This is a genomic window from Stenotrophomonas indicatrix, from assembly GCF_050573115.1.
In the GTDB taxonomy this organism is placed as follows: Bacteria; Pseudomonadota; Gammaproteobacteria; order Xanthomonadales; family Xanthomonadaceae; genus Stenotrophomonas; species Stenotrophomonas lactitubi_A.
In genome coordinates, this window is record NZ_JBNYZT010000006.1 from 157157 (window position 1) to 183615 (window position 26459).

Sequence of the window (26459 nt, forward strand, 5' to 3'; positions counted from 1 at the left end):
TGTCTGCCAGCGCCCACCAAGGTGGGCGTCTACCAAAGCGGGGCCCCAGCGCGGGCTCAGCCGCCGCAGTCCTGCGCCAGCCGTGCATCGATCCCGCGCTGCTCGTTGCTGATCGCAGTGCGCTCGCTCTGCAGCGCGCTGTTGTAACGCCGGTCCAGTTCCCAGCGACGATCACGCAGGCGTGCGCACACTTCCTGCGGGGGCAGTGCGTGGCAGGTGTCGCGGACCAGGATGTTGCCGGCAGGCACGTTGACACCGACGCCCACCGACGGCGGACGATAGACCGGTCCCCCACCGATGGAGGCATCGATGGTGGTGCCACTGCTGGCCGGGCGTGGCCCTGGATGCGGTCCGGGTCGCCCGCCGCCAAGATGACCATGCGGATACCAGACCGTGGTCCACAGCGGCACCCAGCGCGGATTCCCTTCGTTGTTGTCGCTGGTATAGCGATCGCCATCTTCACTCACGCATTCGTACATCGGCTGCGGCGGCTGGACGTAGACATGGCGCACCTCGCGTTCGCGCATCGGCGGTGTCTGCGCCGGTGACGGCACTGCGGCGTCGGTGCTGACCACCCGCGGCGGCGGGTCGCGTGGGCGTTGCAGGTCGCGCACTTCCTGGCGGCCAGCCGTGCAGGGCTTGTCCTGCAGGGCGACGGCACCATTGCTGCCGACGCAGCGGTAGACCCGCACGTCGTCAGCGGCAAGTGCCGGCAACGGCAGCAGCAGGGCCAGGCACAGGGCAGGGCGGAGCAGGCTCATGGGGGCAGCGTGCGCGATCGGCAACGCTGACGCAATCGACTTGTCAGGAGCGCAGTACGTTGCCACTGAGCGCGTCGCGGATCGGCGTGGGTTGGGCCAGCCCACCGGTCTGCCCATCGAGGATGCCGTCGAGCAGGCGCAGCAGGCGCGGGTCCAGCTCTTCGCGGCTGCGCGCGGGGGGCTCGCCGGCAAGGTTGGCGCTGGTGGAGACCAGAGGGCCTCCCCAGGCCTGGCACAGTGCTGCGACCAGCGGGTGGGCGCTGATGCGCACCGCGATACCACTGTGTTCGCCGGTGATCCAGCCGGGGGCGCGGGTGCCGGCGGGCAGGATCCAGGTGTTGGCGCCAGGCCAACTGGCAAGCACTGCGCGCTGGCGTGCATCGGGCAGCGCCTGCAGGCGCACCCAGCCCTGCAGCTGCGACAGTTCGGCAGCGACCAGGATCATGCCTTTTTCGATCGGGCGCTGCTTCAGCCGCAGCAGCAGGTGCACCGCTGCCTCATGCGAAGGGTCGCACCCCAGCCCCCAGACGGCTTCGGTCGGGTAGGCGATCACTCCGCCACTGCGGAGCGTGGCGACTGCGGTGTCCAGTGTGAGTTCTTTCATGGCGGCGACCGGGCCCGGCGTGGGCCTTCATTATCCCCCCGCTGCGTGCACAACGGGTGGAGCGCCGCCTATCGGTAGTGCCGGCCGCTGGCCGGCAACCTCGGGGTGGGTGGCAATGGCCGGCCAGCGGCCGGCACTACCAGTGCCCTCATCCACGCATGGCGTGGATCTACTTGGCAGCCTTCTTGACCGCCTTCTTTGCCGGTGCCTTCTTGGCCACGGCCTTCTTCGCCGGTGCCTTCTTCGCAGCTGCCTTCTTTGCCGGCGCCTTCTTGGCAGCGGCCTTCTTCGGCGCGGCTTCCTTCTTCACTGCGGCTTTCTTGGCCGGGGCCTTCTTCGCGGCAGCCTTCTTGGCGCCGAAGCCCTTGCGCACCGGCTTGCCGGTTTCTTCCATCAACTGCTGCACTTCGGCCAGGGTCAGCGATGCCGGCTCACGATCCTTGGGAATCTTGCCGTTCATCTTGCCGTCGCTGATGTACGGGCCGAAACGACCGTTCAGCACCTGGATGTCGCTGCCCTCGAACTCCTTGATGATCCGGTTGCGCGCGATTTCTTCCTTCTCTTCGATCAGGAACACGGCGCGGGCCAGGTCGATGGTGTACGGGTCGTCTTCCTTCTTCAGCGAGGCGTAGGTGCTGCCGCGCTTGGCGAACGGGCCGAAGCGGCCGATGCCGACGCTGACGTCCTCGCCCTTGTCCTCACCCAGCGCGCGCGGCATCAGGAACAGCTCCAGCGCGTCTTCCAGGGAAATGGTGTGCATCGACTGGCCCGGCCGCAGCGAAGCGAACTTGGGCTTGTCCTCGGCATCCTCGGCCGTGCTGCCGATGGCTGCGTAAGGCCCGAACCGGCCCAGACGCACGCTGACCGGCTTGCCGGTCTTGGGGTCGGTGCCGAGCTCGCGCGCGCCACTGGCCTCGGCACGGTCGACCGATTCCTTCTTGTCTTCGACCAGTTCCTTGAACGGGCCCCAGAAGCGCGACATCAGCGGAATCCACTCTTCCTCGCCACGCGAGACGGCATCGAGCTCGTCTTCCAGCTTGGCGGTGAAGTCGTAGTCGACGTACTGGGTGAAGTGGCTGGACAGGAACTTGGACACCGCACGGCCGACATCGGACGGGCGGAAGCTGCGGCCTTCCATTTCCACGTACTTGCGGAACAGGAGGGTCTGGATGATCGAGGCGTAAGTCGAAGGACGGCCGATGCCGTACTCTTCCAGCGCCTTCACCAGCGCCGCTTCGGTGAAGCGCGGCGGCGGCTGGGTGAAATGCTGGTCGGCCACGATGCGTTCCAGCGGCACGCGGTCGCCCGGCTTCATCGCCGGCAGCTTGCGGCCTTCGTCGTCATCCTCGGCGCTCTTGCTGTCCTTGCCTTCCTCGTACACGGCCAGGAAGCCGGGCACGACCACGGTGGTGCCGCTGGCGCGGAACACGTGTTCGCTGCCGGCCGACAGATCCACGCTGACGGTGTTGAGCGTGGCCGGAATCATCTGGCAGGCCACTGCACGCTTCCAGATCAGCTCGTACAGCTTGCGCTCGTCGTCGGTCAGGAACCGCGCGACCTGGGCCGGGGTACGCAGTGCCGAGGTCGGACGCACCGCTTCGTGCGCTTCCTGGGCGTTCTTGGACTTGGTCTGGTAGGTATTGGGCTGGTCGGGCAGCGAGGCGATGCCGTAATCACGGGCGATCACGTCGCGGATCTCGGCCAGCGCGTCCTGCGACAGGTTCACCGAGTCGGTACGCATGTACGAGATCAGGCCGACCGTGCCTTCTTCGCCGCCGATGTCCATGCCTTCGTACAGCTTCTGCGCGACCTGCATGGTCTTGCGGGTGGTGAAGCCGAGCTTGCGCGAGGCTTCCTGCTGCAGCGTGGAGGTGGTGAACGGCGGCGCGGGGCGACGCTTGCGCTCCTTGCTGGCCACGTCGGTGACATGCAGGGCGCCCTGTGCTGCCTGCTGGATGCGCAGGCGGGCGGCCTCGGCGGTGTCGCCGTCGGTGACGGTGAACTGCTCGAACTTCTGCCCGTCCAGCTTGATCAGCTTGGCGTTGAAGTGCTGTGAGGGATGCGCGCACTCGGCGGCGATCGACCAGTACTCGCGGGCGATGAAGGCTTCGATCTCTTCCTCGCGCTCGACGATCATGCGTAGCGCCGGGCTCTGCACGCGGCCAGCGGACAGGCCGCGCTGCACCTTGCGCCACAGCACCGGGGAGAGGTTGAAGCCCACCAGGTAGTCCAGCGCGCGGCGTGCCTGCTGGGCATCGACCAGGTCGCTGGCGATCTCGCGCGGCTGGCTGATGGCTTCCTTGATCGCGCGCGGCGTGATCTCGGTGAACACCACGCGCTGCATCGGCTTGTCCCCGACCAGCCCGCGCTCTTTCAGGATCTCGGCGATATGCCAGCTGATCGCTTCACCCTCGCGATCCGGATCGGTCGCCAGCAGGATGTCGTCGGCGCCCTTTGCGGCCTTCGCGATTGCATCGACATGCTTTTCGTTCTTCTCGATCACGTCGTAATGCATGGCGAACCCGTTGTCCGGGTCAACCGCGCCTTCCTTCGGGATCAGGTCACGCACGTGCCCATACGAGGCCAGGACCGTGTAGTCCTTGCCGAGGTATTTGTTGATCGTCTTGGCTTTGGCCGGCGATTCAACGATGAGCAGGTGCTTGGGCATGGCAGCAGGGTCTGTGGGTAAGCCGCGGGGAAGGGCCGCTAGGGTGGAGCAAACGGCCGCATTAGTGAAGCGGCCACGGGCAAATCAATAAACTGAACGCCCGGGACTGTGCCGGGCGTTCAGGTTTCACCTTATTAGAGGAATCACGCCCGGCCTGCCATTGTCAAGCAGGGAGGCGTGAGGATGGCCGTCTGCGACGGCGCATTGGCCCTCGATCCGCGATCAGGACGCCATGTTGGCGATGACGCCGACGGCGATGATGATTGCGGCGAAACCGGCCAGCATCAGCAGGCCGCCCAGCACCAGGATCACGATGGTCACCGTGCCCAGCTCGCGGCGCTGCAGCTGCGGCTGGTCGGTGTAGGCCCAGCGGTCGACCACCACCGTGTCGCAGATGAGGTCATGCAGACCCTGCTTGCGCTCGGTGAAGGCGGCCATCAGGTAGCCGATGCAGAGGGTCAGGCCACTGAGGATGGTGGCGAAGTAGCGGCCGATGCTGCGACCCAGGGTCAGGCGATCACCGTTGCCGCGCACGACCTTGATGCCGATGGCCATCTTGCCGAGGGTGGCGCCGCCACGGGAGGCATGGAACCAGCCGTAGTAGGCGGCAGCGATGAACAGACCAGCCAGACCGCTGATCAGCTGGCTGACCACTTCCACCGCTGTTTCGCCGCTGCCGGCCGCCCCCATGCCGGTGCCGAGCACCAAGCCGAGGATGCCACCGACCACGCCGCTGGGAATCAGCAGAACGAAATAGTCGATCAGGTAAGCGGCGAAGCGCTTCCAGAAGCCGGCATAGACCACTTCGCCGCCCTGCACCAGCTGCGAATAGTCGCCGCCGGCTGTGCCGGGCGCGTTGTACGGCGAGTTGCTGAGGGCGCCGGTGCCGGGCAGGGGCGCGGTGCCGTTGTCGATCGCGGCGTAGTCGTTGCGCAGGTCGAAGCCACCAGTGGCGGTGGAGGTGCTGGCATCGGCCAGGGTCTGCAGCCCCAGTTCGTCCACCATCTGCCGCAGCGGTGCCCACTGTCCCATGCCTTCGCGCCAGACCAGGGTGTCCAGGGTCAACTGGCCGCGCTGGAAACGCTGGCGGATCTCGGTGACCTCCAACGGGCCCTGGCGTTGCTGTCCTTCGGCGTAGTACCACTCAGTCATTGCATGTCCCCTGTTGGGTCGTCCTTGGTGGGTTGCCCGATGCGCGGCTCAGCCGTGGCATTGCGTGGGCAGATACTTGTCGTCGCTTTCGCCGCTGCATTCCCAGCGTCCGCTGTCACGGTCGTACTCGAGCCACAGCAGGTCGCCATCCTGGCTCTTGCCCGGAACCGCCAGCGTTGCTTCGATGCCGCAGTGACCATTGTTGAAGCGGCCGATATGCACGGCCGACAGGCCCTGGCCTGCGAATTCGTCCGCCGCCGGGAAGCCGGCGTCGTTGGCGCCCGGGCAACGGTCCTGGTCATCGGCGAAATGCTGGACCTTGTCCTTCAGCGGCTGCAGCGCCGTGATCGCGCCGGCGACCTTGGCCTTGATGGTGTAGTCGTTGTAGGCCGGCAGGGCGATAGCTGCGAGGATGGCCAGGATCGGCACCACCACGAGCAGGGCAACGCCGCCGATGATGGCGGTCAACGCGCAGCCGGACAGGCCCTTCTTCGCGGCCGGTGCAGCGTCCATCGGCGTGGTCGCGTAGGGCGAGGCAGGCGGCAGGGTCGGCGGCAGAGGAGCGGCAGGAGGTGGCGGCGCCACAGCGACAGTGGCGGCGGCATCAACAGCGGGCACGATCAGGCCCAGTTCGTCGACCACATTGCGCAACGGCTGCCATTGCGGCAGGCCGTCGCGCCAGACCAGGGTGTCCAGGGTGATCTGGTTGCTACGGAACAGCTCGATCAACTGTTCCGAGGGCAACGGGCCTTGCTGGCGGTTGCCTTCGGCATGGAACCACTCACTCACGGGGGACGCTCCTGAATGCGCACGGCCCCCAAGTGTACGGTCAGTGCAGGGGTTCTGGCTCGTCCACGAACATCTGCGTTTCCATCCAGGCGTAGGCCGCCTCGGCGCCGGGCTGGTTGAACAGCACCATCAGCACCACCCACTTCAGGTCGTCCAGGTCCAGTTCGTCCTGGTCCAGGGCCATTGCCCGGTCCAGCACCAGCTCGCGCTGGCCGGCATCAAGGATGCCGTGCTGTTCCAGGTACAGCAGGAAACCACGGCATTCCACATCAAGCTTGTCCAGCTCCGGGCCGTGATAGATGCGCACCGGGCCATCGACCCGTGCCTGGGCCGCGCTTGGGCGCTGCGCTGCCAGGGCATCGAGCCATTCGAATGCCTTGTTGATCTCAGTGGGGCTGAAACCGGCCTGGATCAGGCCATTCTGCAGTGAGTCGCGGTCACGGATCAGGTCCGCATCTTCGCTGAAATAGTGTTCAAACAGGTACAACAGTACATCCAGGATGCTCTCTTTCATTGCCCCTCGGCCTGCGTCGCGCGACGCTGTGGAGGTGAAGAAACTAGGGACGTCGACAGTAGCGGCCGTGTACGCACACCACGATCCCCGCAAGTTCCATGGCCAGCAGCATGGAGGACACCTCCGACGCCGTCAATCCACACTGCGTGATCAGTGAATCCATACTGATGGGGTCGTACTCCAGTGCCCGCCACAAGCTCTGGTAGTCAGCGTCGTTCGCCCAGCATGCCGGCAGGTCCGCCGGCGCTGCCTGTTCAGTGGGGGTGGCAAGCCGGGTTTGCAAGCCCGGAAGCTGGTGGCGCAACGCCGGGGCCAGCAGTTCCAGCACTTCCTCGGGGCGTTCGACCAGGGCAACCCCTTCACGGATGAGCCGGTGGCAGCCGGCGGCGCGCGGATTGAGCACCGAGCCGGGTATCGCACAGACCTCGCGGCCCGCTTCGGCCGCCAGCCGGGCGGTGATCAGGGCGCCCGAGCGTTGCGCGGCCTCGACCACCACCGTGGCCAGGGCCAGCCCGGCCACCAGCCGGTTGCGTGCGGGGAAGTGGCCCGGCCGTGCGGGCGTGCCTGGCAGGTATTCGCTGACTACCACACCTTCGGCCGCGATTCTGGCCTGCAGGCGGGCGTGGCTGGTGGGATAGGCACGGTCCGGGCCGGTGCCGATCACCGCGACGGTGCAACCGCCTGCGTCCAGCGCCGCCTGGTGGGCGGCGGCATCGATGCCCGCCGCCAACCCACTGGTGACGGCCAGCCCGGCCTCGACGAAACAGGTGGCAAACCGGGCGGCGAGGGCACGCCCGACCGGGGTGGGTGAACGACTGCCGACCAGGGCCACCGCAGGGCGCCAGGCGATGGCCGGATCCCCCGCAGCGAACAGCGCCAGGGGCGGATTGGGTACATCGAGCAGGACGGGCGGAAAGGCAGGATCGTTGCAGGCCAGCAGGTGATGATCCGGCTGCTGCAGCCAGCGCTGCGCAAGCGCGAGGGCACGGGTGTCGGGACGCTCCAGCGCGGCGCATTGTTCCGGCGTGCAGCCGTGGGCCCGCCAGCCTGCAATGCCCAGCGCCAACGCGGCCTCCGCATTGCCGGTGGTCTGCAGCAGCGCGCGCCGGGGTGCCAGGGAGCCCCCTGCGATCAACAGGCGCAGCAGCGCTTCATGTCCATTCTCAGTCATCCCCCGACTATCGGCCCCACACGACGAAGGCGCCCTAGGGCGCCTTCGCGTATTGCTGTCAGGGTATCCCGGAGGTTGCCCGCCGATGTGGCCGGCGCTCCCTGCCGAGCCCGGGCAGAGCCCGGCGCTGGATCATTTCGCGTCCGGATGCAGCGCGCTGTAGCCCACACGTACCGGCTTCACGCCCTGCATCACCAGCGCGTAGCTGACGTTGTCGAAGGTGCGGAAGACCATGGCATGTGCGGCGTACTCATCCGGCAGGCTGACCCGGCCGGCACCCGTGCTGACCGAGTCGTCCATCCGCGAGGACCCCGGGAACTTCATCCGGTGCGCCACGTGGCTGCCATGGCGCCACAGCGAGAACACGGTGCCGTTGTCCACGCCCTGGGCGCGGCCAGCGGAAATCGCGATCACATCGCGCGGACCGCCGGTGCTGAACATGTCGGTGACCGCCAGTACGCGCACATCCATGCCTTCCACGCCGGCTGCAGGCACATGCGGGAAGAACTGCAGGTCGTACGGCGTGGCCTCGACCGGCACCAGACGGTCGCCGGCACGCACTTCACGGCCGCCGCTGGCGTTGTCCAGGGCCAGGGTCGACGCTTCGGTCTTGCCGCCCGCCACCTTGGTGATGGTGCCGGTGCCGACCTGTGCCAGCTCGTAACCCAGAATGCCGCGGCGGTGGTTGGGCGCGCTGAAGGCTCTCCAAAGATTGCCGCTGCCCGGGGTGACATCGCCATTGGCGGTCAGGTCCTCGGTGGGCTTGGGCTGGGCGTAGCGCACGGTCGGGCGGACCACGGCCCAGCGCTGCCCGGTCTGGGCGTCGGCCAGGCGCACATAGGCGGTCTGCCCACCGGTGGCGCGCAGGCGGTTGTCTTCCAGGCCGACCACATACGGCAGCTGTTCGATGCTGTCGACCACGCTGAGCTGCTTCAGGAACGGCTCGACCTGGGCCAGCGGCACGCCGGTCACCGGGGCTTCCTGGCGCGGACCGGGCTGGGCCGTTACACGGTCCAGGTAGGCCAGGCTGAGGACGTCACCGGGATAGATCAGGTGTGGATTGGCGACCTGCGGATTGGCCTGCCAGATCTCCGGCCACAGCCATGGTTTCTGCAGGAAACGTCCTGCGATATCCCACAGGGTGTCCCCTTTGCGGACCACATAGGTGTCCGGGTGCCCGCCATTCACTTCCACGGCGGTAGCATAGGCAGCCACGGTCAGCATCGCCGCGGCGACGACCGTACGAAAACGAAGCAACATAGGTGTGAAGCCCTGATTCCCCAACAGGTTCGCGCACTATAGTCCAGAAACCGGGGCGCAAGGCAAGCGTTGGAGCTAGAATCTGCGACGTATGCCGGCGTAACCCGGCCCCAACCCCGGAAACTGCCATGGCTTTACTCCCCATCCTTGAGTTCCCCGATCCGCGCCTGCGTACCAAGGCTGCGTTGATCGATGCCGCCGAAGTGACCACGCCGGCGTTCCAGGAGCTGCTCGACAACATGTTCGAGACCATGTACGACGCCCCCGGCATCGGCCTGGCCGCCAGCCAGGTGGACGTGCACCAGCGCTTCATGGTCATCGACGTAAGCGAAGAAAAGAACGAGCCGCGCGTCTTCATCAACCCGGAAATCGTCGCCAAGGACGGGGGCCAGGTGTACCAGGAAGGTTGCCTGTCGGTGCCCGGCATCTTCGCTGACGTGACCCGTGCCGACACCATCACCGTCAAGTTCCTGGACCGCCAGGGGCAGCCGCAGGAGTTGAGCACCGACGGCCTGCTGGCGGTCTGCGTGCAGCACGAGATGGATCACCTGGACGGCAAGCTGTTCATCGACTACCTGTCGCCGCTGAAGCGCGAGATGGTCCGCAAGAAGCTGGCCAAACAGCGCAAGCACGTGGCGTGATGGCTGTTGTGGGCCACCCTTCGGGGTGGCCCGCGCCCGCGCGTGACGCGCGGGCTGCATGGCGCCGGCCGACGGCGCCGTTTTTTTTCCTGCACGATTTCATCCTGCAAGTGGGGTTGCCATGAGGATTGTCTTTGCCGGTACGCCGGAATTCGCGGTGTCGTCGCTTCGCGCGGCCGCGCGTCATCACGAGGTGGTGGCTGTCTATACGCAGCCTGATCGCCCGGCCGGTCGCGGCCGCGGGCTGGCGCCTTCGCCGGTCAAGCTGGAAGCGGTCGCCCGCGGCATCCCCGTGTACCAGCCGGAAACGCTGAAGGACGAGGCGGCCCAGCAGCAGCTGCGTGACCTGCAGCCGGACCTGATGGTGGTGGTGGCCTATGGCCTGATCCTGCCCAAGGCGGTGCTGACCATCCCGACCCACGGTTGCTGGAACGTGCATGGTTCGCTGCTGCCACGCTGGCGCGGCGCCGCACCGATCCAGCGTGCCATCCAGGCCGGTGACGAGAAGACCGGCATCTGCCTGATGCAGATGGAAGCTGGCCTGGATACGGGCCCGGTGCTGCTGCACCAGGAGCTGGCCATCGCCGCCACCGACACCGGTGGCCAACTGCACGACAAGCTGGCCGAGCTCGGCGCGCAGGTGCTGTCCGATGGGCTGGGCCTGCTGCGTGCCGGCATCAAGCCGATCGCGCGGCCGCAGCCGGAGCAGGGTGTGACCTACGCGCACAAGCTGGACAAGGCCGAGGCAAAGCTGGACTGGGCGCAGGACGCCGAAGCGCTGGCGCGTACGGTGCGTGCGTTCAATCCGTGGCCGATCGCCGAGGCACTGCTGGCCGGTGAGCGCGTACGCATCCATGGCGCCGTGGCGCTGGATGTGGCCCATGGCCAAGCGCCGGGTACGGTGCTGGCCGCCGGCCGCGAGGGCATCGACATCGCCTGCGGGCAGGGCGCGTTGCGCCTGCGCGTGTTGCAGCGGGAAGGCGGCAAGGCGATCACCGCCGCCGACTACCTCAATGCCCGCCGTGACCTGCGCGTGGGGGTTTGACGGGTGAGCAAGGCAAACGATTTTTCCATCGCCAAGGCGGCACCGGGCGCGGCCACCCGCATGCTGGCGGCGCGCGTGCTGGCGCAGGTGTTCACCCGCGGTCGTTCGCTCAAGGCGGAGCTGGCCTGGGCGCTGCCCAAACTGGCCGACACCCGCGACCGTGCGCTGCTTGAAGCGCTGTGCTTTGCGGTGCTGCGCCGTCGCAGCACCTATGACGCCGCCCTGCAGGGATGGATGCAGAAGCCGCTGTCTGCACGCGATGCCGACCTGCGCACGCTGCTGATGGTGGGCTTCGCCCAGCTGGATGTGCTGGAACTGCCCGCCCATGCGGCGCTGTCGGCCACGGTCGATGCCGCGCGCGCACTTGGCCGTGAACGCCAGGCGGGCCTGGTCAACGCGATCCTGCGCCGTGCCCAGCGCGAGGGTTTCCCCGAACAACCGGCACGCGACGCATTTCCGGTGTGGCTGGCCGAGGCTGTCGAGCGCGACTGGCCGGCACAGGCCGAGGCGATCTTCGCTGCCAGCCTGCAGCCGGCGCCGTTGTGGCTGCGTGCCAACCGTCAGCAGGGCGGGCGCGACAAGATGATGGCGGCCCTGGCCGAGGCCGGCATTGCCGCCGAAGCCAGCCCGCTGAGCGCCGATGCGCTGCGACTGGCCGTGCCGGTTCCGGTGAACCAGTTGCCCGGCTTCGGCGAAGGCCTGCTGTCGGTGCAGGATCTGTCGGCGCAATGTGCCGCCGACGCGCTGGCGCCGCCGGCCGGCAGCCGCGTGCTCGATGCGTGTGCCGCCCCGGGTGGCAAGGCCGCGCACCTGCTTGAGCGCGACCCCAGCCTGCGATTGCTGGCGCTGGATATCGACGCCCGTCGCCTGGCGCGCGCCAAGGATACGTTCGCCCGTACCGGTGTCGGCGAAGGCGCCGAGGTCCTGGTGGCCGATGCCAGCGATCCGGGGGCATGGTGGGACGGCGTTCCGTTCGACGCGATCCTGCTGGATGCACCGTGCTCGGCCACCGGCGTCATCCGTCGGCAGCCGGACGTGATGTTCCATCGCCGTGCGGAAGACATCGATGCGCTGGTCGGCATCCAGGCCCGGTTGCTGGAGGCCTGCTGGTCGATGCTGCGCCCCGGCGGTGTGCTGCTGTATGCCACCTGCTCGATCCTGCGCGCGGAAAACGTCGATCAGGTAAAGGGCTTCCTGAAGTGGCACGCGGATGCGGAAGCGGTCGCGCTGGGTGACGCATTTGGTCTGGACTGTGACGGTATCGCGCGCCAGCGCCTGCCCGGTGAAAACGATGCTGACGGATTTTTCTACGCGCGTCTGCTAAAAAAGGGCTGACCCAACCGCTGTCCGAGCCCCCATGCTGAAAACCCGTGCGTCACGCCAGACGTGGCTGTTCGTTGTGATGGCCCTGCTGGTGTTGGGTGCCGGCCTGGGACTACGCGATCCCTGGCCCTCGGACGAACCGCGCTTCGCCCTGGTTGCCAAGCAGATGGTGGACAGCGGCGACTGGCTGTTCCCGCACCGTGGGCTGGAGCTGTACTCGGACAAGCCGCCGATGCTGATGTGGTGGCAGGCGACGCTGTACAGCGTGGTCGGCAACTGGCGTGTGGCGTTCCTGTTGCCCTCGCTGATCGCTGCACTCGGCACGCTGTGGTGCGTGGTCGATCTGGGCCGGCGTCTGTGGACGCGGCAGGTTGGCCTGTACGCGGGCTGGGCGCTGCTGTTCGCCCTGCAGTTCACCTTCCAGGCGAAGAAGGCGCAGATCGACCCGCTGGTGGTGTTGTTCATCACCCTGGCCAATTACGGTCTGCTGCGCCACCTGCTGCTGGGGCCCGCGTGGCGCTGGTGGTGGCTGGGCTGGTTCTTTGCCGGCATCGGGGTGATCACCAAGGGCGTGGGCGTGATCGCGTTGCTGATGATCGTGCCAGCGGTGATCGGTTCGGCGCTGCACTGGCCGCGGGTGCGGCTGCATGCACGCGACCTGCGCTTCTGGCTGGCGCCGTTGGCGTTTGTGCTGGCCATCGCGCTGTGGCTGGTGCCGATGGTGATGACCGCGCTGGCGACCCGCTCCGGCGAGTACCTGGCCTACATGGACGACATCCTGTTCCGGCAGACCGCCAAGCGCTATGCGCAATCATGGGACCACCACCAGCCCTGGTGGTACTTCCTGGGCACCATGCCGTCGATGTGGATTCCCGCCTTCCTGGCGTTGCCATGGGCGATCCCCGCCTGGCGGCGCCGGCTGCAGCGTCGGGATGCGCGCTATCTGTTGCTGCTGGGCTGGTGGGCGCTGATCGTGCTGTTCTTCTCGATTCCCAATGGCAAGCGCGACGTCTACATCCTGCCGGCGCTGCCGATGTTCTGCCTGGCGCTGGCGCCGTTGCTGCCGGGGCTGCTGCGCCGGCGCGACGCACAATGGCTGCTGGGCGCGTTCACCCTGCTGCTGTCGCTGGGCACCTTGGGCGCCGGGCTGGCGGCCCTGCTGGGCAAGCCCGGCTTCGAAACGCGGCTCATGCAGACGCGCGGCATCGGCAATGGCGAGATGAACGCCCTGGCCTGGGCGGCGATGGCGATGGGCGGCTGGGGTATGGCCAGCCTGCTGTTGTTCGGGCGCGGCCGTCGCCAGCTGGCACTGGTCTCGACCCTGACGGCTGTCTGGGTGCTGTACAGCCTGATCGGCTATCCGCTGCTGAATGATTCAAGTTCTGCCCGCGGCCTGATGCGGCATACCGGCCAGCGCATCGGCGCCGATGCCGAGCTGGGACTGGTGGCCTGGAAAGAGCAGAATCTGTTGATGGCCGACCGGCCCGCAGCAACCTTCGGCTTCAACGAGCCTTGGGATGCACAGCTGGCCACGGCCGTGGAATGGCAGCAGTTGGCGCCGCAACGGCGCTGGTTGCTGGTCCACGAAGACGCGTTGCTGCCCTGCATCGACCGCAACCGGGCCGAACTGGCCGGTATCGCCAACCGCCGCCGTTGGTGGCTGGTACCGGCCGCAGCGGTACAGGGCCGATGTGTGGCCAGCGCCGGTGAGCGCGAACGCGAGCGGCGGTTGCAGCGTGAGGAGTAACCACTCCGGCCTGTGCTTGTCCAGACTGCCCAAGCGGCGACAAAGGCAGTAAAACGTCAGTGTGGGGTCGGCCGTGCCGGCGATCCCTTTCATTCCGCAGGATCGCAGCGAAACTTTTCGACGTGGCAGTTTCACAGCACAACCTGGAATCCACGGTCGGCGATCCGCTGGGCGTACCCGTTGGTGGTCGACCGCGCGCTGCGCACTGGTTGGCGCAGATCGGCCTGTTCTGCATGCCGGCGCTGGTGCTGACCATTCCGATCAACCTGCTGCCGTATGGCCTGGTGTTGCTGGTCACCACGCTGATGGTGCCTGAACTGCTGTGGCGCGCGCGGCACATGGATGCCCAGCCGATCAGGGTGTTGACCTGGCTGACGCTGGCTGTGCTGGCTTTGGGCGTGCTCTCGATGGTGGTGTTCGAGCACGGCCTGCGCAATGTCGACAACCGTTCGCGATTCCTGGTGATCCCGTGGATCGCGTTATGGGTCTGCGCGTTGCGCCCGGACATGCGCTGGTTATGGCGTGGCGCGTTCGCCGGCCTGCTGGGTACCTTCGCGCTGGCGCTGTTGCAGGTACTGGGAGGCGCGCCGCGCGCGGAACTGTCCACCAACGCAATCGTGCTCGCCGACATCGTAGTGATGCTGATGGTGCTGCTGGTCTTCTGCAGGCCTTCGCGACGCTGGTCGCTGGTGATCGTCGGCACGGCCGCCGGTTGCGGAACAATCGTCCTCACCGGCAGCCGGGGCGTGTTCGCAGCGCTGCTGGCGTTGCTGGTGGTGCTTGCACTCAGCCTGCGCTGGCGCACCGGCGTGGCGCGCCTGTCGGTGCTTGCCGGCATGCTGGCCATCGCCGCGACCCTGATGCTGTCTGTACCCGAACTGCGCCATCAGGTGCGTCTGACGGAACTGCACAGTGACGTGCAGCGCATGGAACAGGGCGACAGCGATTCATCGGCGGGGGCCCGGATCGAGCGCCTGCAGGTGGCGTGGGACACCTTCCTCGATCACCCGCTGATCGGGGTGGGGGTAGGCCACTTCGACAATGCCATGCAGCGGGTACCGATCTGCCGCGAAGATCCGCAGGAGAATCGCTGCCACCTTGGCCATGCCCACAACGATGTCGCCGAGTGGGCCGCTACCCAGGGCGTGCCCGGCCTGCTGCTGCTGCTGGCTGTGTACGGCGTACCGCTGTGGGTGTTCGTGCGCCTGCACAGGCGCAGCGGGCACATCACCTTCCGTGGCCCTGCCGCTGCGGGTGTGATGGTGGTGGTGTCCTACATCCTGTGCGGGCTGACCCAGTCGATGTTCGCGCACCAGATGACCGCCAGTTTCTACGTCACCATCGTCGGCCTGCTGACCGGCCTGTCGATCGTGGAAGGTGCGCGGCACCGGGCAAAGATCGCCCGGTAGCATCCAGCCCCGGCTCCCCGCTCAGGGGTTGGGCGGGTCGGACACGGCCTGACCGTTGCCCAGCATCCACAGCATGATGGTCTTCTGCCGCACGTAGTTTGCGCGCACATAGGCATACACCAGGCCATGCCAGCCGTCGCGGAAGCCGCCCCGGAACAGGAAGCCGCGCCAGAACCGCCAGGCCGGCGCCAGCACCAGCTTGCCGAGGGTGGCCCGCTTGCCGCGCGCGAACTCGTGCTCGGCCATCATCCGCGCGTACTTCTCGGTCTTGGCCAGTTGCTGCTGCAGCGAGCGGTAGGGGAAGTGGATGAGGTCCCCGCGCAGGGTGCCGACGGTGCCATCGATGCTGGCCGCCTCATGGATCTCGCGCTTGCCGCGCCAGCCGCCGTGGCGGCGGTCGAACAGGCGCAGCACCCGGTCCGGATAGGCATTGCCGTGGCGCAGGAATCTGCCGAAATACTCTGACAGGCGCGCGAAGCGGTAACCCGCATGGCCTGCAAAACCGCCGTCGCGGGCCTGCTCGATGGCCGTACGCAGTTCCGGGCTGATGCGCTCGTCGGCGTCCAGGCACAGTACCCATTCGTGGCGGGCCTGCTCGACGCAGAACGCCTTCTGGCTGCGGAAGCCATCGAACGGGCGCTGCAGCACGCGGGCGCCGGCAGCCTCGGCGATGGCCACCGTGGCGTCGGTGGACAGGGAGTCCACCACCACGATCTCATCGCAGAAGGCCAGCGAGGCCAGGCAGTCGCCGATGCGCCCGGCCTCGTTGAACGCGATAATGCAGGCCGAGATGCGAGGCCGTTCGATGGGAGCGGTCGTGGAGGACATGATGGCCGGGTACCTGTTGTTTGCGACGGAGCGCTATGCGCTGCCTATTCTCGCCCCGTTGGTGCAGGCCTTGCACGCTTCCGGCCAGGAAGTGGCGGCCTGGTTCGAAGATGGTGCGGCCGGCAGCCAGCTGCCCGGCGTGCCCAACATCGGCCTGAAGCAGGCCCTGGCGATGCGTCCGCGGGCGGTGTTCAGCGCGGCCAACTGGGTGCCGACCTTCCTGTCGGGGGCCAAGGTGCAGCTGTTCCATGGCTTCAACGTGGAAAAGCGCGACAGCGCGCGTGGCCACTTCCGGGTGCGCGGCATGTTCGACCTTTACTGCACGCAGGGCCCTGCCACCACCGCGCCGTTCCGCGAGATCGCGGCACTGCAGGGTCATTTCGCCGTGGCGGAAACCGGCTGGCCGAAGCTGGACCCGCTGTTCCGCGATGATGGCGGCGACAGTGCCGCGCTGCGCAGTGCGGCCGGCGGTCGCCCGGTGATCCTGTTCGGCTCAACCTTCACCGAGCGCTTGAGTGCGGCCCCGCACCTGCATGCGCAGATCGCGGCCGACATCGCCGCCGGGCAGCACTACTGGCTGCTGACCCTGCACCCCAAGTGCCCGCCGGAACTGTTCGAACGCTACCGCGCGCTGGCCGGCGCCAATGCGCGGTTCATCGAACCCGAGCAGGTGATGGCCGCCCAGCGTGCCGCCGATGTGCTGGTGTCGGACACGTCATCGATCGTTTCCGAGTTCATCGTCCAGCACAACCCGGTGGTGACCTTCCGCAACCGCGTGCCGAAGCCGCACATGATCGATTTCGACGATCCGCAGCAGCTGCCGGCCATGCTGGCGCGCGCGCTGCATCCGGATGCGGCGTTGCAGGCGGAGATCGTGCGCTACGCCGACGCCATCCACCCCTACCGCGATGGCCTGTCCAGCGAGCGGGTGATCGCCGCGACCGAGGATTTCCTGTCCGGCGAGATGGGGGCGTTGCGTCGCAAGCCGTTTGGCAGCTGGGTACGTGACCTGCAGATCCGCAAGGATCTGGGCTACTGGGGGCCGTCGCAGCGTTGACGCAGGTAGTGCCGGCCGCTGGCCGGCACCCACCGGGATGCCTGCGATTGCCGGCCAGCGGCCGGCACTATCGTAGAGCCGCGCGTGCACCAGTAGATCCACGCCATGCGTGGATGGGGCGGTTCAACACTCGGCCGCTTACCAGCGCAGCTTGCGCCGCGCCAGCGCCGTCGCAAGTTCTTCCATCAACGCATGCGCGCGTGCTTGCGGCAGATGGCGCAGCGCCAGCGCCACGTCGCCATGCGCACCTGCGGTATCCAGTTGCAGGCTGGCCGTACCCAGCAGCTTGTCCAGCGGCGAACGCTGCAGGCGCAGGCCCTGCACCTTGTCCAGCTCGGCCCAGCGCCACCAGCGCTTCCACCAGCCGCCGCGCACCGCCACGAACTGGCCATCCAGGTGCCAGCCCATACGCGCCATCTGACGGTGCGCGATCAACAGGCTGACCGGCAGCCAGGCCAGCAGTGCCAAGGCCGGCAGGCCCCAGCGCCAGTAAAGAGCGGCGGTCAGCAACGGCACCATCAGCAAGGTGGACAACGACAATCGCCACCAACCGCGTTGCGGTATCGGCTGCCACTGCTGTGGTGGCCATTGCAGCTGTGGCAGCAGATGGCGCACCAGGTCGTCGCAGGTGCCCGCGCCAGCCAGCGGAGCCAGTTCGCGCAGCGCGCGGTCGTCGTCGCGCGAGGGACCACCGGCGGCGCTGTCGATACGCAGCTGGCGCAACCCGAACCAGCGCTGCAGAGTGCTCTCGCCCAGCGTCCATGCCTGGATGCGGCGGCGCGCGACGCTGCTGCGGGTACGGCTGAGCAGACCGGTGGAGACGGTCAGGCGCCGTTCGCGCTCGCTGAGGGTGAAGCCGTGGTAACGCAGCAGCGTCAACACCACCGACAACACCCGCAGCAGCAGCCAGCCCAGCAGCAATGCCGCGGCCAGCAGCACCAGGCCAGCGGTTACCCCGGTGTGCAGATGGCTGGCGTAGCCGAAGGCCTCGCGCCCGCCGCGCTGGATGGCATCGTCCATCACCGGGCGCGGTACGGTCTGGAACAGAACACCGAAGGCGGCGATCGCCAGCGCCCAGCCGCGGTTGGACAGCAGGCCCATGCGCAGCACGTCCCAGCTCGACAGGCGCAGCAGTACCTGTTCGTCGTCGGAGGGCACGACACTGGCAGCCGGTGCGTCGCCTAGCGTTGGCTGGGGCGCTTGCCCACGCTGGCGCACCAGCTGTTCCAGGGCCAACGCCTGATCCAGCCGCAGCACGCGCATCTCCGCTTCCGGACGCACGCCACCGGCCGATTCCAGACGCAGCTCTGCAACCCCGAACAATCGATGCAGCGGGTTCTGCCGCACTTCCACGTTGTGGATGCGGGCAAAGGGAATCTCGCGCCGGTTGCGCGCCAGCAGGCCGCTGCGCACGGTGATCGCATCGCTGCCGATGCGATAGCGGTAACTGAGGTACTGCAGCACCGAGACCAGCACCAGCGCGGCGATGGCGGTCAGCGGAATCAGCTGTGCCCACATCGGATCGCGGTCGCCGCGTTGGCCGAACACCAGCAACGCGACCAGCGGCAGGAGATAGTGGCGCAACTGCATCAGCAGCACGAACAGCCACGACCACGGGTGCAGGCGATGCTCTTCGCCACCGTTGGGCAGCGACGGTGGCAGGGGCGGGGGCTGGCTCACAGGGCGTCGGCGTCCTGGTCCAGCTGATGGGCCAGGGTGTCACGCAGGCGCTCGGCATCGGCTTCGTCCAGCCCGTTGACGGTGACCGCACTCAGGCGGGTGCCGGCGGTGTGCACGATCAGCGTGGCCAGGCCAGCACGCCGCTCCAGCGGCCCGCGACGCAGGTCCAGGTGCTGCACGCGTGAAATGGGAATGCGGGTCTCCAGCTGCCACATCAGGTCGCGGCGCAGGCCCAGGCCCTGTGCATCCAGCCGCCAGCGGGTGCGGGTCAGGCGGCGATGGCCGATCCAGCCACCGAAGGCGAGGCCGACCAACAAGCCTAGCGATGCAGCCCACAGGCCACCGGGAAGATCGAAGAACCACCAGACGGCCGCCAGCGGTGCGCCGGGGATGAACAGACCGCCGAAGGCGCCCTCCAGTGCCGCCAACCGGGCAGCGCGCCGCGGCAGGGGGTGCCAGTGGTCGAGGGGCATTTCGGCGGCAGCAACAGGCAAAGGAAGTTCGGTCACGCGGGCGTCCGTCGGGCAGCAGGGCGGGCAGGCGCGGTGATGACCGCACCGCGCAGACGTTAGCAGGTCGCCCGCGTTACTGGGCGGCCTGGATCAGCGCGTCGACATCCAGCAGGTGGCCGGCGCGGTCGGCCTTGGTGCGCAGGTAGTGCTCGTTCTCGGCGGTGATCTCGCCGGTGACCGGAATGCAGTCCAGCACTTCGATGCCGGCATTGCGCAGGCGCTGCGCCTTGGTCGGGTTGTTGCTGAGCAGGGCAACACGGGAGACGCCCAGGCCGCGCAGCATCGCCACCGCGCTGCCATAGCGGCGCTCGTCAGCACCGAAGCCCAGCTGCGCATCGGCGTCGATGGTATCCAGCCCGTCATGCTGGTAGCCGTAGGCGCGCATCTTCGCGGCGATGCCGGTACCGCGGCCTTCCTGGTCCAGATACAGCAGCACGCCGCCACCCAGTTCCTTCAATTTGCGCAGGCCACGGCGCAGCTGGTCGCCGCAGTCGCACTTCAGTGAACCGAACAGATCGCCGGTGAGGCAGGACGAATGCACGCGTACCGGCACCACGGCGGAAAGGTCTGGTTCGCCGACGATGATCGCCACCTGGTCGCGCTGGGCGACGCCGCCGCGGAACACCGCGAACGTGGTCATGCCGACATCGCGCAGCGGCACCGGAGAACGCGCCACCAGTTCGTAATCATGTGCGGCATGCGCAGCGCCTTCGGCCAGATCGCACAGGCCGACGTCGGCGGCGCCATCGAAGGTGCTGTCAGTTGCCTCAAGGCGCACGGCCACCATCGCTGGCAGCAGCAGGCCCAACCGGGCCAGTTCCACCGCGCCGGCATCGAACGCATCGCCTGCACTCCAGGCCGAAGGCATCGGTCCGGGTTCGCGCAGGTAGCCCAGCGAGGGCAGTGCATCGAACGCTACACCGGCCAACGGCAGGCGCGCGCCCTCGGGTGCTTCCACGCCGAGCACGCGGGCACGGGTGGCGGTTAGATACAGGTAGTGGCGCTCGCGCGCGGCGCTGGCGAAGGCGGCAAAGCTGCTGGCGGTGGCGCTGTCCAGCGCGATCACCGCCAGGCGCTGGCCCTGGCCATCGTGGAGCAGGACCGGACGACCGGCACGCAGTTCGGCGACCGCGCGCTCGCAGCGGATCGCTGCCGGATCACCGAACAGGGAGGAAGCAGACATGGCAGGACCGGGGGAGGCGGACATCGGTGTCTCTATGGGGGCGCCAGCGTCGTATTCAACGTGCTGCGGCGGTGTGTCGCAGGCCGGGTGGAGCGGCTTTCAGTGCGGATGCTCGTCGGTCGCGTACGGGTCTTCCTCGCCACTGCCCGGTGGCCGCAGCGTATAGCGCTTGTAGGTCCACTGGTACTGCGCCGGGTCGCGGCGGGCGATGCGTTCGATGCCTGCGTTGAGCGCGGTGGCGGCGACCTGCGGGTCCGGGTCGGCCACGGCCGGGTCGGTCGGCTCGATGTGCAGGGCGAACTCCATGTCCGGGCCGATGCGCTCGCACCAGCCATACAGCACCGTCGCGCCGGTGCGCTCGGCCAGCCGGTTGACCAGGGTCATGGTCAGTGCCTGCACGCCGAAGAACGGCACGAACACGCCGTCGCCGGCCTTGGGCTGCTGGTCGGGCAGGATGCCGGTGGCGCCGCCGTCCTTGAGCACCTTGAACAACTGGCGCACGGCCGGGCCCTCGGCACGCACCTGCTGCACGTTGTGGCCGCCGCGCACGATCTGCAGGAAGGCATCGCTGGCCTCGTCCTCCGGCGGCTTGTAGACGATGGCGATCTGGCCGCGTGAGGCCAGCCACTGGTTCAGCAGCTCCCAGTTGCCGTAGTGCGGGGCCGCCACGATCACGCCCTTGCCGCTGGCCAGCGCCGCGTCGTACAGCGCCTGGCCGTGGCGCTCCTTCAGGTGCAGGCGCAGGTTGTCTTCGGGCTTCCGGCTCCACAGGCGCAGGGTCTCGATGGCCTGCAGGGCGGTGGAGCGCAGCAGCTCGCGCTGCAGGCGTTCGCGTGCCGGTGCGTCCAGCTCGGGGTAGGCCAGCTCCAGGTTGCGGCGGGTGACGCGGCTTTCGCGGGCATCGAGGCGCACCCACGTCCAGGCCAGGGCGTGCGCGAACCCGCGCAGCAGTGGCCAAGGCAGGCGGGCGAACAGGGTGGTGGCGCGGTAGACCAGCCGGGCTTTGCGGTGTGGATTCATCTCCCCCAGTTTAGCCAAGGGCGCTGCTATCGTGGCCGGCCCTTGCCTGGAAGCCCGCCGATGCTCGTCCTGATTCAACGTGTCAGCCAAGCCGCCGTGCATGTGGAAGGTGAGGCGGTAGGGCAGATCGGCCCCGGCCTGCTGGCCCTGGTCGGCATGGAGCCGGGCGATACCGAGGCCCAGCTGCAGCGGATGGCCGAACGCGTGCTCGGCTACCGTGTGTTTGCAGATGAGGCCGGCAAAATGAACCGCTCGCTGCGTGATACCGGCGGCGGCCTGCTGCTGGTCAGTCAGTTCACCCTGGCCGCGGACACTCGTTCCGGCATGCGGCCGAGCTTCACCAGCGCGGCACCGCCAGAGGAGGCTGAACGCGGGTTCAATCGATTTGTCGGGATCTGTCGCGAAAATCATGCGCCAGGGGTGGAAACGGGCCGCTTTGGTGCCCATATGGTCGTCAGCCTGGTCAATGACGGTCCCGTGACCTTCCTCCTCAGGCCCTAGGCCACCGGGACCACCGCCCGGCAGGCCGGGCCCCGGGCTGGTATAATGCTACGTTCCCTATTTCCCCCTAGCCGGTGGCGCGAGCACTACATGGCCAACGAACGTCCTGCCCAATCCGAAATCAAGCAACTGATCAGCAAGGGCCTGGAACAGGGCTACCTGACCTATGCCGAAGTCAATGACCATCTGCCGGACGACATGGTCGACCCGGAACAGATCGAAGACATCATCGGCATGATCAACGGCATGGGCATTGATGTCCATGAAGTTGCTCCGGATGTGGAAACCCTGCTTCTCAACGACGGCAACACGGGCAACCGTGAGGTCGACGACACCGCAGCCGAAGAAGCTGCCGCCGCGCTGAGCGCGCTCGACACCGAAGGTGGCCGTACCACCGACCCGGTGCGCATGTACATGCGCGAAATGGGTACCGTCGAGCTGCTGACCCGCGAAGGCGAAATCGCCATTGCAAAGCGCATCGAAGAAGGCTTGTCCCAGGTCCAGGCCGCACTCGGCCAGTTCCCGGTGTCGGTCGAATCGCTGCTGACCGATTACGAAGCGCACAAGGAAGGCCGCAAGCGCCTTGCCGAAGTGATCGTCGGCTTCAATGACCTGTCCGACGAAGTGCCGGCCCCGGCTGCTGCCGTGGCCGACGACTCGGATGACAGCGATGACGACGCCGACGAGGAAGAGGACGATGTCGACGGCGCCGATGAAGAAGCCGCGCCGACCGGTCCGGATCCGGAGGAAGTCGCCGCGCGCATGCAGGCGCTGAGCGATGCCCTCAACGCCTTCAAGAAGGCCGTTGCCAAGGGCGACAAGAAGGGCCTGCTGAAGCTCCGCGAGGAGATGTCGGCGGTGTTCGTCACCCTGAAGCTGCCGCTGCCGCTGACCGACGTGCTGACCAAGCAGCTGCGCGACACCATGGGCAGCGTCAAGGCCCACGAGCGCCGCGTGCTGAACCTGGCCACCGTCACTGCCCGCATGCCGCGCAAGGACTTCATTCGTTCCTGGGAAGGCAACCAGACCAACCTGGAATGGGTGGAAGACGCACTGAAGCGCAAGCAGAAGTGGTCTTCGGCGCTGCGTGAAGTGAAGGACCAGATCGTGTCCGAGCAGCAGGCCACCATCGACATCGAGAAGGTCACCCTGCTGGACCTGGACGAGCTGAAGGAACTCAGCCGTGCCATGGCCTATGGTGAAGCCAAGGCGCGCAAGGCCAAGAAGGAAATGGTCGAGGCCAACCTGCGCCTGGTGATCTCGATTGCCAAGAAGTACACCAACCGCGGCCTGCAGTTCCTCGACCTGATCCAGGAAGGCAACATCGGCCTGATGAAGGCCGTGGACAAGTTCGAATACCGTCGCGGCTACAAGTTCTCCACGTATGCGACCTGGTGGATCCGCCAGGCCATCACCCGTTCGATCGCCGACCAGGCGCGCACCATCCGTATTCCGGTGCACATGATCGAAACGATCAACAAGTTGAACCGCATTTCCCGCCAGATGCTCCAGCAGTACGGCCGCGAGGCTACGCCGGAGGAGCTGGCCAAGGAAATGGACATGCCGGAAGACAAGATCCGCAAGGTGATGAAGATCGCCAAGGAGCCGATCTCGATGGAAACCCCGATCGGCGACGACGAGGATTCCCATCTGGGCGACTTCATCGAGGACACCAACGTGGAGTCCCCGATCGAGAACACCACCAACATCAATCTGTCTGAAACCGTGCGCGACGTGCTGGCCGGCCTCACCCCGAGGGAAGCCAAGGTGCTGCGCATGCGCTTCGGCATCGACATGAACACCGACCACACCCTCGAGGAAGTCGGCAAGCAGTTCGACGTGACCCGCGAGCGCATCCGCCAGATCGAAGCGAAGGCCCTGCGCAAGCTGCGTCACCCGAGCCGTTCGGAGCAGCTGCGCAGCTTCCTGGATATCGATTGATCTCCAGCGAGTGCTGATGTGTTGAGAGAAACCCCGCTTCGGCGGGGTTTTTCTTTTTGGGGCGGGGCGATGCGGATGGATGCAGCTGCTTTCTGTAGAGCCGAGCCCATGCTCGGCTGCTGTCGGCATTGGCGCATCCGGCGGCGCGTCTGCTGCCCTGCGCAGCTGGGTAGGGACGGCGCAATGAGAGCTGGCGCATCTGCAAGGAATGTAGCGTTGCTGGTGCTGCGGAAAGGCCGCTGCAGCGTGTTGGTGTGGCGCCCGCTGCTGCCAACTGAGTAGCCGATTCCGGTCGTGCTCCACTACACTGTGACGCTTCGCAGGGCCTATAGCTCAACGGTTAGAGCAGGGGACTCATAATCCCTTGGTTCCAGGTTCGAATCCTGGTGGGCCCACCACATTGATGTCCAGCGAAGTCCAGGGATGTCCAAGAGTGCAGGCGGTACAGGGGTTTTACTGCGCTTGACCGTCCATCTGCATCCGTTGGCATCCACTTGCATCCGCAAAAAAAGTGAGTCAGGCTGTGAGTCGAGGGTAGGTAATTCCTGACCCTGACTCACTGGCGGATGACTCACATGCTCACCGACACTAAAGTTCGCACACTGAAGCCCAAGGCGGCGGCCTACCGGATCGCCGACTCGAATGGGCTATGTATTGAGGTGCGTCCAACGGGGTCGAAGGCTTGGCGGTACCGCTATAGGTACGCCGGTAGGGCCAGCATCGTCACCCTCGACGAGTACCCGTCTATGTCCCTGCAGGCCGCCCGCGTCGAGCGCGACCGTCTGCGTTCGCTGCTGCGCGGTGGAGCCAATCCCGCTCAGGTAGCAAGGGTCGAGAAGGCAGTGCAAGGAGAGCGCGCCGCAAATACCTTCGGCGCCATCGGCTTGGAGTTGCTCGCCAAGCGAACAAAGGAGGGCCTTTCCCCTGGATCCGTTGTGCGCGAGCGTCGGCTGATCGAGAAGGATCTGGCTGGGCTGGCGGATCTGCCTGTTCGGGACATCACTGCTCCGGTTCTGCTGGCTGCGCTTAGGAAGCTGGAACAGCGAGGCGTAGTCGAGACTGCCCATCGGGCGAGGGCCCACGCCGGCCGCATCTTCCGCTATGCCATCGCTACGGGCCGTGCTGACCGAAATCCCGCTCAGGACCTCACAGGAGCGCTGGAGCAGCCTCAGACCAAGCACTTCGCTAGCGTGACTGACCCCGCCGTCATTGGTGGCCTCCTTCGCGCGCTTTGGGGCTACCAGGGTGCATTGGTCACTCAGGCCGCGCTAAAGCTGGCCCCAATGCTGTTTGTTCGCCCTGGGGAGCTGAGGCAGGCAAAGTGGGCCGACATCGACCTGGATGCTGCAGAGTGGCGCTACGTGACCAGCAAGACGAAGACGCCGCACATCGTCCCGCTCTCGAGCCAAGCTGTGGAAGTGCTTCGGGACCTGTACCCCTACACCAAGCGTAGCGAGTTCGTCTTCCCCGGTGTCCGTAGTGCCCTGAAGCCAATGAGCGAGAACACGCTCAATGCAGCGTTGCGTAACCTTGGTTTCGACTCGGACACGATGGTCGGCCATGGCTTCCGAGCGATGGCAAGAACGGTGCTGGATGAAGTGCTTGGCTATCGCCCGGACTATATCGAACATCAGTTGGCGCATGCCGTGAAAGATCCACTTGGGCGCGCCTACAACCGAGCAACCCACCTGCCGGAGCGCCGGAAGATGATGCAAGCCTGGTCTGACTATCTCGACCAGTTGCGCGTCGCGGAACCGAACGTGCTGGTCCTCAAGGCCAAGCGCGCCTAAGCACAAGAGAAAGGCCTTTAAGGAGGGCCGACGAAGAAGCAAGGCCGCATAAACAAAGCGGCCGAGGAAGGGGCGGCAACCCCTAGCTCGGCCTACCACAACCGACTACTGGAGAGTCGACCATGGATAACCAGAGTATAAGTGCTGTCTTCGAGAGCGAGCGTAAAGATCCCAGCGGTGGTGGGCTGGCCATTCAGGCCCCCGATCCGATTGACGAACTCTTGGCGATGGGGATTGCTCCCCGCTTGCTCATCTCCCATCAACTGGTCTGCATGGACTGGTTGGCAGCGCACCGCCGAGACAGGTTCTGTCTGTGCTACTACGACAGCACAGGCGCAGTTGTGACCGAAATAATGGGCGCTGATCAGATTCTCTCCCGTGCACGGGAAATCGGTTGGCAGCCCGTGGGATGCCTGATGGAGTCTGGTGCGGGCTGCCACCTTTTCGAGGAGGCCTCGTACAATTTCAGGCGGGGCGTTCACTGGTATGCGAGCGCTCACGACGCTACTGACGAGATGCTTCCTCTTGGCTTTCCTCAAGTCGCGCTGAGAGCAGGCCTAGAGCGGCAGCGACGGCGCGATGCGGCCGCAGATAGGCGCTTCAAACGCGCGCAGCAGGAGGCTGTTAAGCGGGAAAAAGGGGCCGCCAAGCAGGCGCGGGAGAAGGCAAGGCAGAGTCTCGAGAGGCTTGCGGAAGACTTACTACGCAATCCACCTGCTGGTGGCCCTGAACTTCGATCAATGGTCCAGGCTAGGCGCGCGGCCCGCGAGCTGGTAAACGAGACTATCGCCCACTTGAAGGGCGCTAGGTAGGATGCGGTGAGCTTGGGAAACGCCGGGCTGGAGATCACATAGGGAGTCACG

At 66.7% G+C, this 26459-nt stretch carries 23 protein-coding genes and 1 tRNA gene; 11 read left to right on the forward strand and 13 right to left on the reverse strand.

Annotated features, from left to right (window positions below):
* Positions 1 to 56: 56 nt before the first annotated feature.
* From ACQ5SA_RS15180 to ACQ5SA_RS15215, 8 genes are all read right to left on the reverse strand, one after another.
* Positions 57 to 761 (reverse strand): DUF4124 domain-containing protein, encoded by a 705-nt coding sequence (locus ACQ5SA_RS15180; RefSeq protein WP_499314766.1) that lies wholly within the window; start codon positions 759 to 761, stop codon positions 57 to 59.
* A gap of 43 nt (positions 762 to 804) precedes the next feature.
* Positions 805 to 1365, reverse strand: a complete 561-nt coding sequence (gene tsaC, locus ACQ5SA_RS15185; protein WP_108266987.1) for an L-threonylcarbamoyladenylate synthase type 1 TsaC — start codon at positions 1363 to 1365, stop codon at positions 805 to 807.
* A 169-nt stretch (positions 1366 to 1534) separates the two neighbouring features.
* The gene (locus ACQ5SA_RS15190) at positions 1535 to 4033 is read right to left on the reverse strand and encodes a DNA topoisomerase I (RefSeq protein WP_100553742.1); all 2499 of its coding nucleotides are present in this window, start codon (positions 4031 to 4033) and stop codon (positions 1535 to 1537) included.
* 222 nt (positions 4034 to 4255) lie between these two features.
* Positions 4256 to 5185: an RDD family protein gene (locus tag ACQ5SA_RS15195; protein ID WP_499314769.1), complete on the reverse strand. Its 930-nt coding sequence runs from the start codon at positions 5183 to 5185 to the stop codon at positions 4256 to 4258.
* A 48-nt stretch (positions 5186 to 5233) separates the two neighbouring features.
* Positions 5234 to 5974 (reverse strand): GYF domain-containing protein, encoded by a 741-nt coding sequence (locus ACQ5SA_RS15200; RefSeq protein ID WP_353098772.1) that lies wholly within the window; start codon positions 5972 to 5974, stop codon positions 5234 to 5236.
* Between the two features lie 40 nt (positions 5975 to 6014).
* A complete protein-coding gene (locus ACQ5SA_RS15205; RefSeq protein ID WP_025879062.1) occupies positions 6015 to 6488 on the reverse strand; it encodes a DUF494 family protein in 474 nt (157 codons plus the stop codon).
* 43 nt (positions 6489 to 6531) lie between these two features.
* Positions 6532 to 7659 carry a DNA-processing protein DprA gene (dprA, locus tag ACQ5SA_RS15210; protein WP_353098773.1) on the reverse strand — a complete coding sequence of 376 codons (1128 nt, stop codon included), beginning with the start codon at positions 7657 to 7659 and terminating at the stop codon, positions 6532 to 6534.
* Positions 7660 to 7791: 132 nt separating this feature from the next.
* Entirely contained in the window at positions 7792 to 8919 is a 1128-nt protein-coding gene (locus tag ACQ5SA_RS15215; RefSeq protein WP_353098774.1) for a LysM peptidoglycan-binding domain-containing protein, read from the reverse strand.
* 128 nt (positions 8920 to 9047) lie between these two features.
* On the opposite strand from ACQ5SA_RS15215, the gene def reads away from it, so the two are divergent.
* The 5 genes from def to ACQ5SA_RS15240 all read left to right on the forward strand — a co-directional run bounded on the left by def (position 9048) and on the right by ACQ5SA_RS15240 (position 15084).
* On the forward strand, positions 9048 to 9560 hold the full coding sequence (gene def / locus ACQ5SA_RS15220) for a peptide deformylase (protein ID WP_154881125.1): 513 nt from the start codon (positions 9048 to 9050) through the stop codon (positions 9558 to 9560).
* A 121-nt stretch (positions 9561 to 9681) separates the two neighbouring features.
* Positions 9682 to 10605, forward strand: coding sequence for a methionyl-tRNA formyltransferase (gene fmt, locus ACQ5SA_RS15225; protein ID WP_229979347.1), 924 nt, complete (start codon positions 9682 to 9684; stop codon positions 10603 to 10605).
* Positions 10606 to 10608: 3 nt separating this feature from the next.
* Positions 10609 to 11940: a 16S rRNA (cytosine(967)-C(5))-methyltransferase RsmB gene (rsmB, locus tag ACQ5SA_RS15230; protein WP_353098776.1), complete on the forward strand. Its 1332-nt coding sequence runs from the start codon at positions 10609 to 10611 to the stop codon at positions 11938 to 11940.
* Between the two features lie 22 nt (positions 11941 to 11962).
* On the forward strand, positions 11963 to 13675 hold the full coding sequence (locus tag ACQ5SA_RS15235) for an ArnT family glycosyltransferase (RefSeq protein WP_353098777.1): 1713 nt from the start codon (positions 11963 to 11965) through the stop codon (positions 13673 to 13675).
* Between the two features lie 233 nt (positions 13676 to 13908).
* The gene (locus ACQ5SA_RS15240; RefSeq protein ID WP_353098779.1) at positions 13909 to 15084 is read left to right on the forward strand and encodes an O-antigen ligase family protein; all 1176 of its coding nucleotides are present in this window, start codon (positions 13909 to 13911) and stop codon (positions 15082 to 15084) included.
* Positions 15085 to 15105: 21 nt separating this feature from the next.
* Here the strand turns inward: ACQ5SA_RS15240 and ACQ5SA_RS15245 are convergent, their stop codons facing one another.
* The gene (locus ACQ5SA_RS15245) at positions 15106 to 15912 is read right to left on the reverse strand and encodes a glycosyltransferase family 2 protein (RefSeq protein WP_499314773.1); all 807 of its coding nucleotides are present in this window, start codon (positions 15910 to 15912) and stop codon (positions 15106 to 15108) included.
* Between ACQ5SA_RS15245 and ACQ5SA_RS15250 the strand changes: the two genes are divergently transcribed.
* Positions 15911 to 16969 (forward strand): CDP-glycerol glycerophosphotransferase family protein, encoded by a 1059-nt coding sequence (locus ACQ5SA_RS15250; protein WP_499314775.1) that lies wholly within the window; start codon positions 15911 to 15913, stop codon positions 16967 to 16969. The genes ACQ5SA_RS15245 and ACQ5SA_RS15250 overlap by 2 nt on opposite strands.
* 138 nt (positions 16970 to 17107) lie before the next feature.
* Here the strand turns inward: ACQ5SA_RS15250 and ACQ5SA_RS15255 are convergent, their stop codons facing one another.
* From ACQ5SA_RS15255 to ACQ5SA_RS15270, 4 genes are all read right to left on the reverse strand, one after another.
* On the reverse strand, positions 17108 to 18649 hold the full coding sequence (locus tag ACQ5SA_RS15255) for a PH domain-containing protein (protein ID WP_499314776.1): 1542 nt from the start codon (positions 18647 to 18649) through the stop codon (positions 17108 to 17110).
* On the reverse strand, positions 18646 to 19122 hold the full coding sequence (locus ACQ5SA_RS15260) for a PH domain-containing protein (protein WP_353098742.1): 477 nt from the start codon (positions 19120 to 19122) through the stop codon (positions 18646 to 18648). Before ACQ5SA_RS15260 ends, ACQ5SA_RS15255 begins: the two co-directional genes overlap by 4 nt.
* Positions 19123 to 19234: 112 nt before the next feature.
* Positions 19235 to 20368 (reverse strand): GTP cyclohydrolase II RibA, encoded by a 1134-nt coding sequence (gene ribA / locus ACQ5SA_RS15265; RefSeq protein WP_499314778.1) that lies wholly within the window; start codon positions 20366 to 20368, stop codon positions 19235 to 19237.
* Between the two features lie 75 nt (positions 20369 to 20443).
* Positions 20444 to 21364 carry a lauroyl acyltransferase gene (locus ACQ5SA_RS15270; RefSeq protein WP_108267017.1) on the reverse strand — a complete coding sequence of 307 codons (921 nt, stop codon included), beginning with the start codon at positions 21362 to 21364 and terminating at the stop codon, positions 20444 to 20446.
* A gap of 60 nt (positions 21365 to 21424) precedes the next feature.
* Between ACQ5SA_RS15270 and dtd the strand changes: the two genes are divergently transcribed.
* The 5 genes from dtd to ACQ5SA_RS15295 all read left to right on the forward strand — a co-directional run bounded on the left by dtd (position 21425) and on the right by ACQ5SA_RS15295 (position 26408).
* Complete coding sequence (gene dtd / locus ACQ5SA_RS15275; RefSeq protein ID WP_089237155.1) at positions 21425 to 21865, forward strand: D-aminoacyl-tRNA deacylase; 441 nt, start codon at positions 21425 to 21427, stop codon at positions 21863 to 21865.
* A gap of 90 nt (positions 21866 to 21955) precedes the next feature.
* Positions 21956 to 23806 carry an RNA polymerase sigma factor RpoD gene (gene rpoD / locus ACQ5SA_RS15280; protein ID WP_108267021.1) on the forward strand — a complete coding sequence of 617 codons (1851 nt, stop codon included), beginning with the start codon at positions 21956 to 21958 and terminating at the stop codon, positions 23804 to 23806.
* A gap of 322 nt (positions 23807 to 24128) precedes the next feature.
* A tRNA-Ile gene (locus ACQ5SA_RS15285) sits at positions 24129 to 24204 on the forward strand.
* A 177-nt stretch (positions 24205 to 24381) separates the two neighbouring features.
* A complete protein-coding gene (locus ACQ5SA_RS15290) occupies positions 24382 to 25596 on the forward strand; it encodes a tyrosine-type recombinase/integrase (RefSeq protein ID WP_312401038.1) in 1215 nt (404 codons plus the stop codon).
* Between the two features lie 122 nt (positions 25597 to 25718).
* Complete coding sequence (locus ACQ5SA_RS15295; protein ID WP_312401039.1) at positions 25719 to 26408, forward strand: hypothetical protein; 690 nt, start codon at positions 25719 to 25721, stop codon at positions 26406 to 26408.
* Positions 26409 to 26459 lie beyond the last annotated feature (51 nt).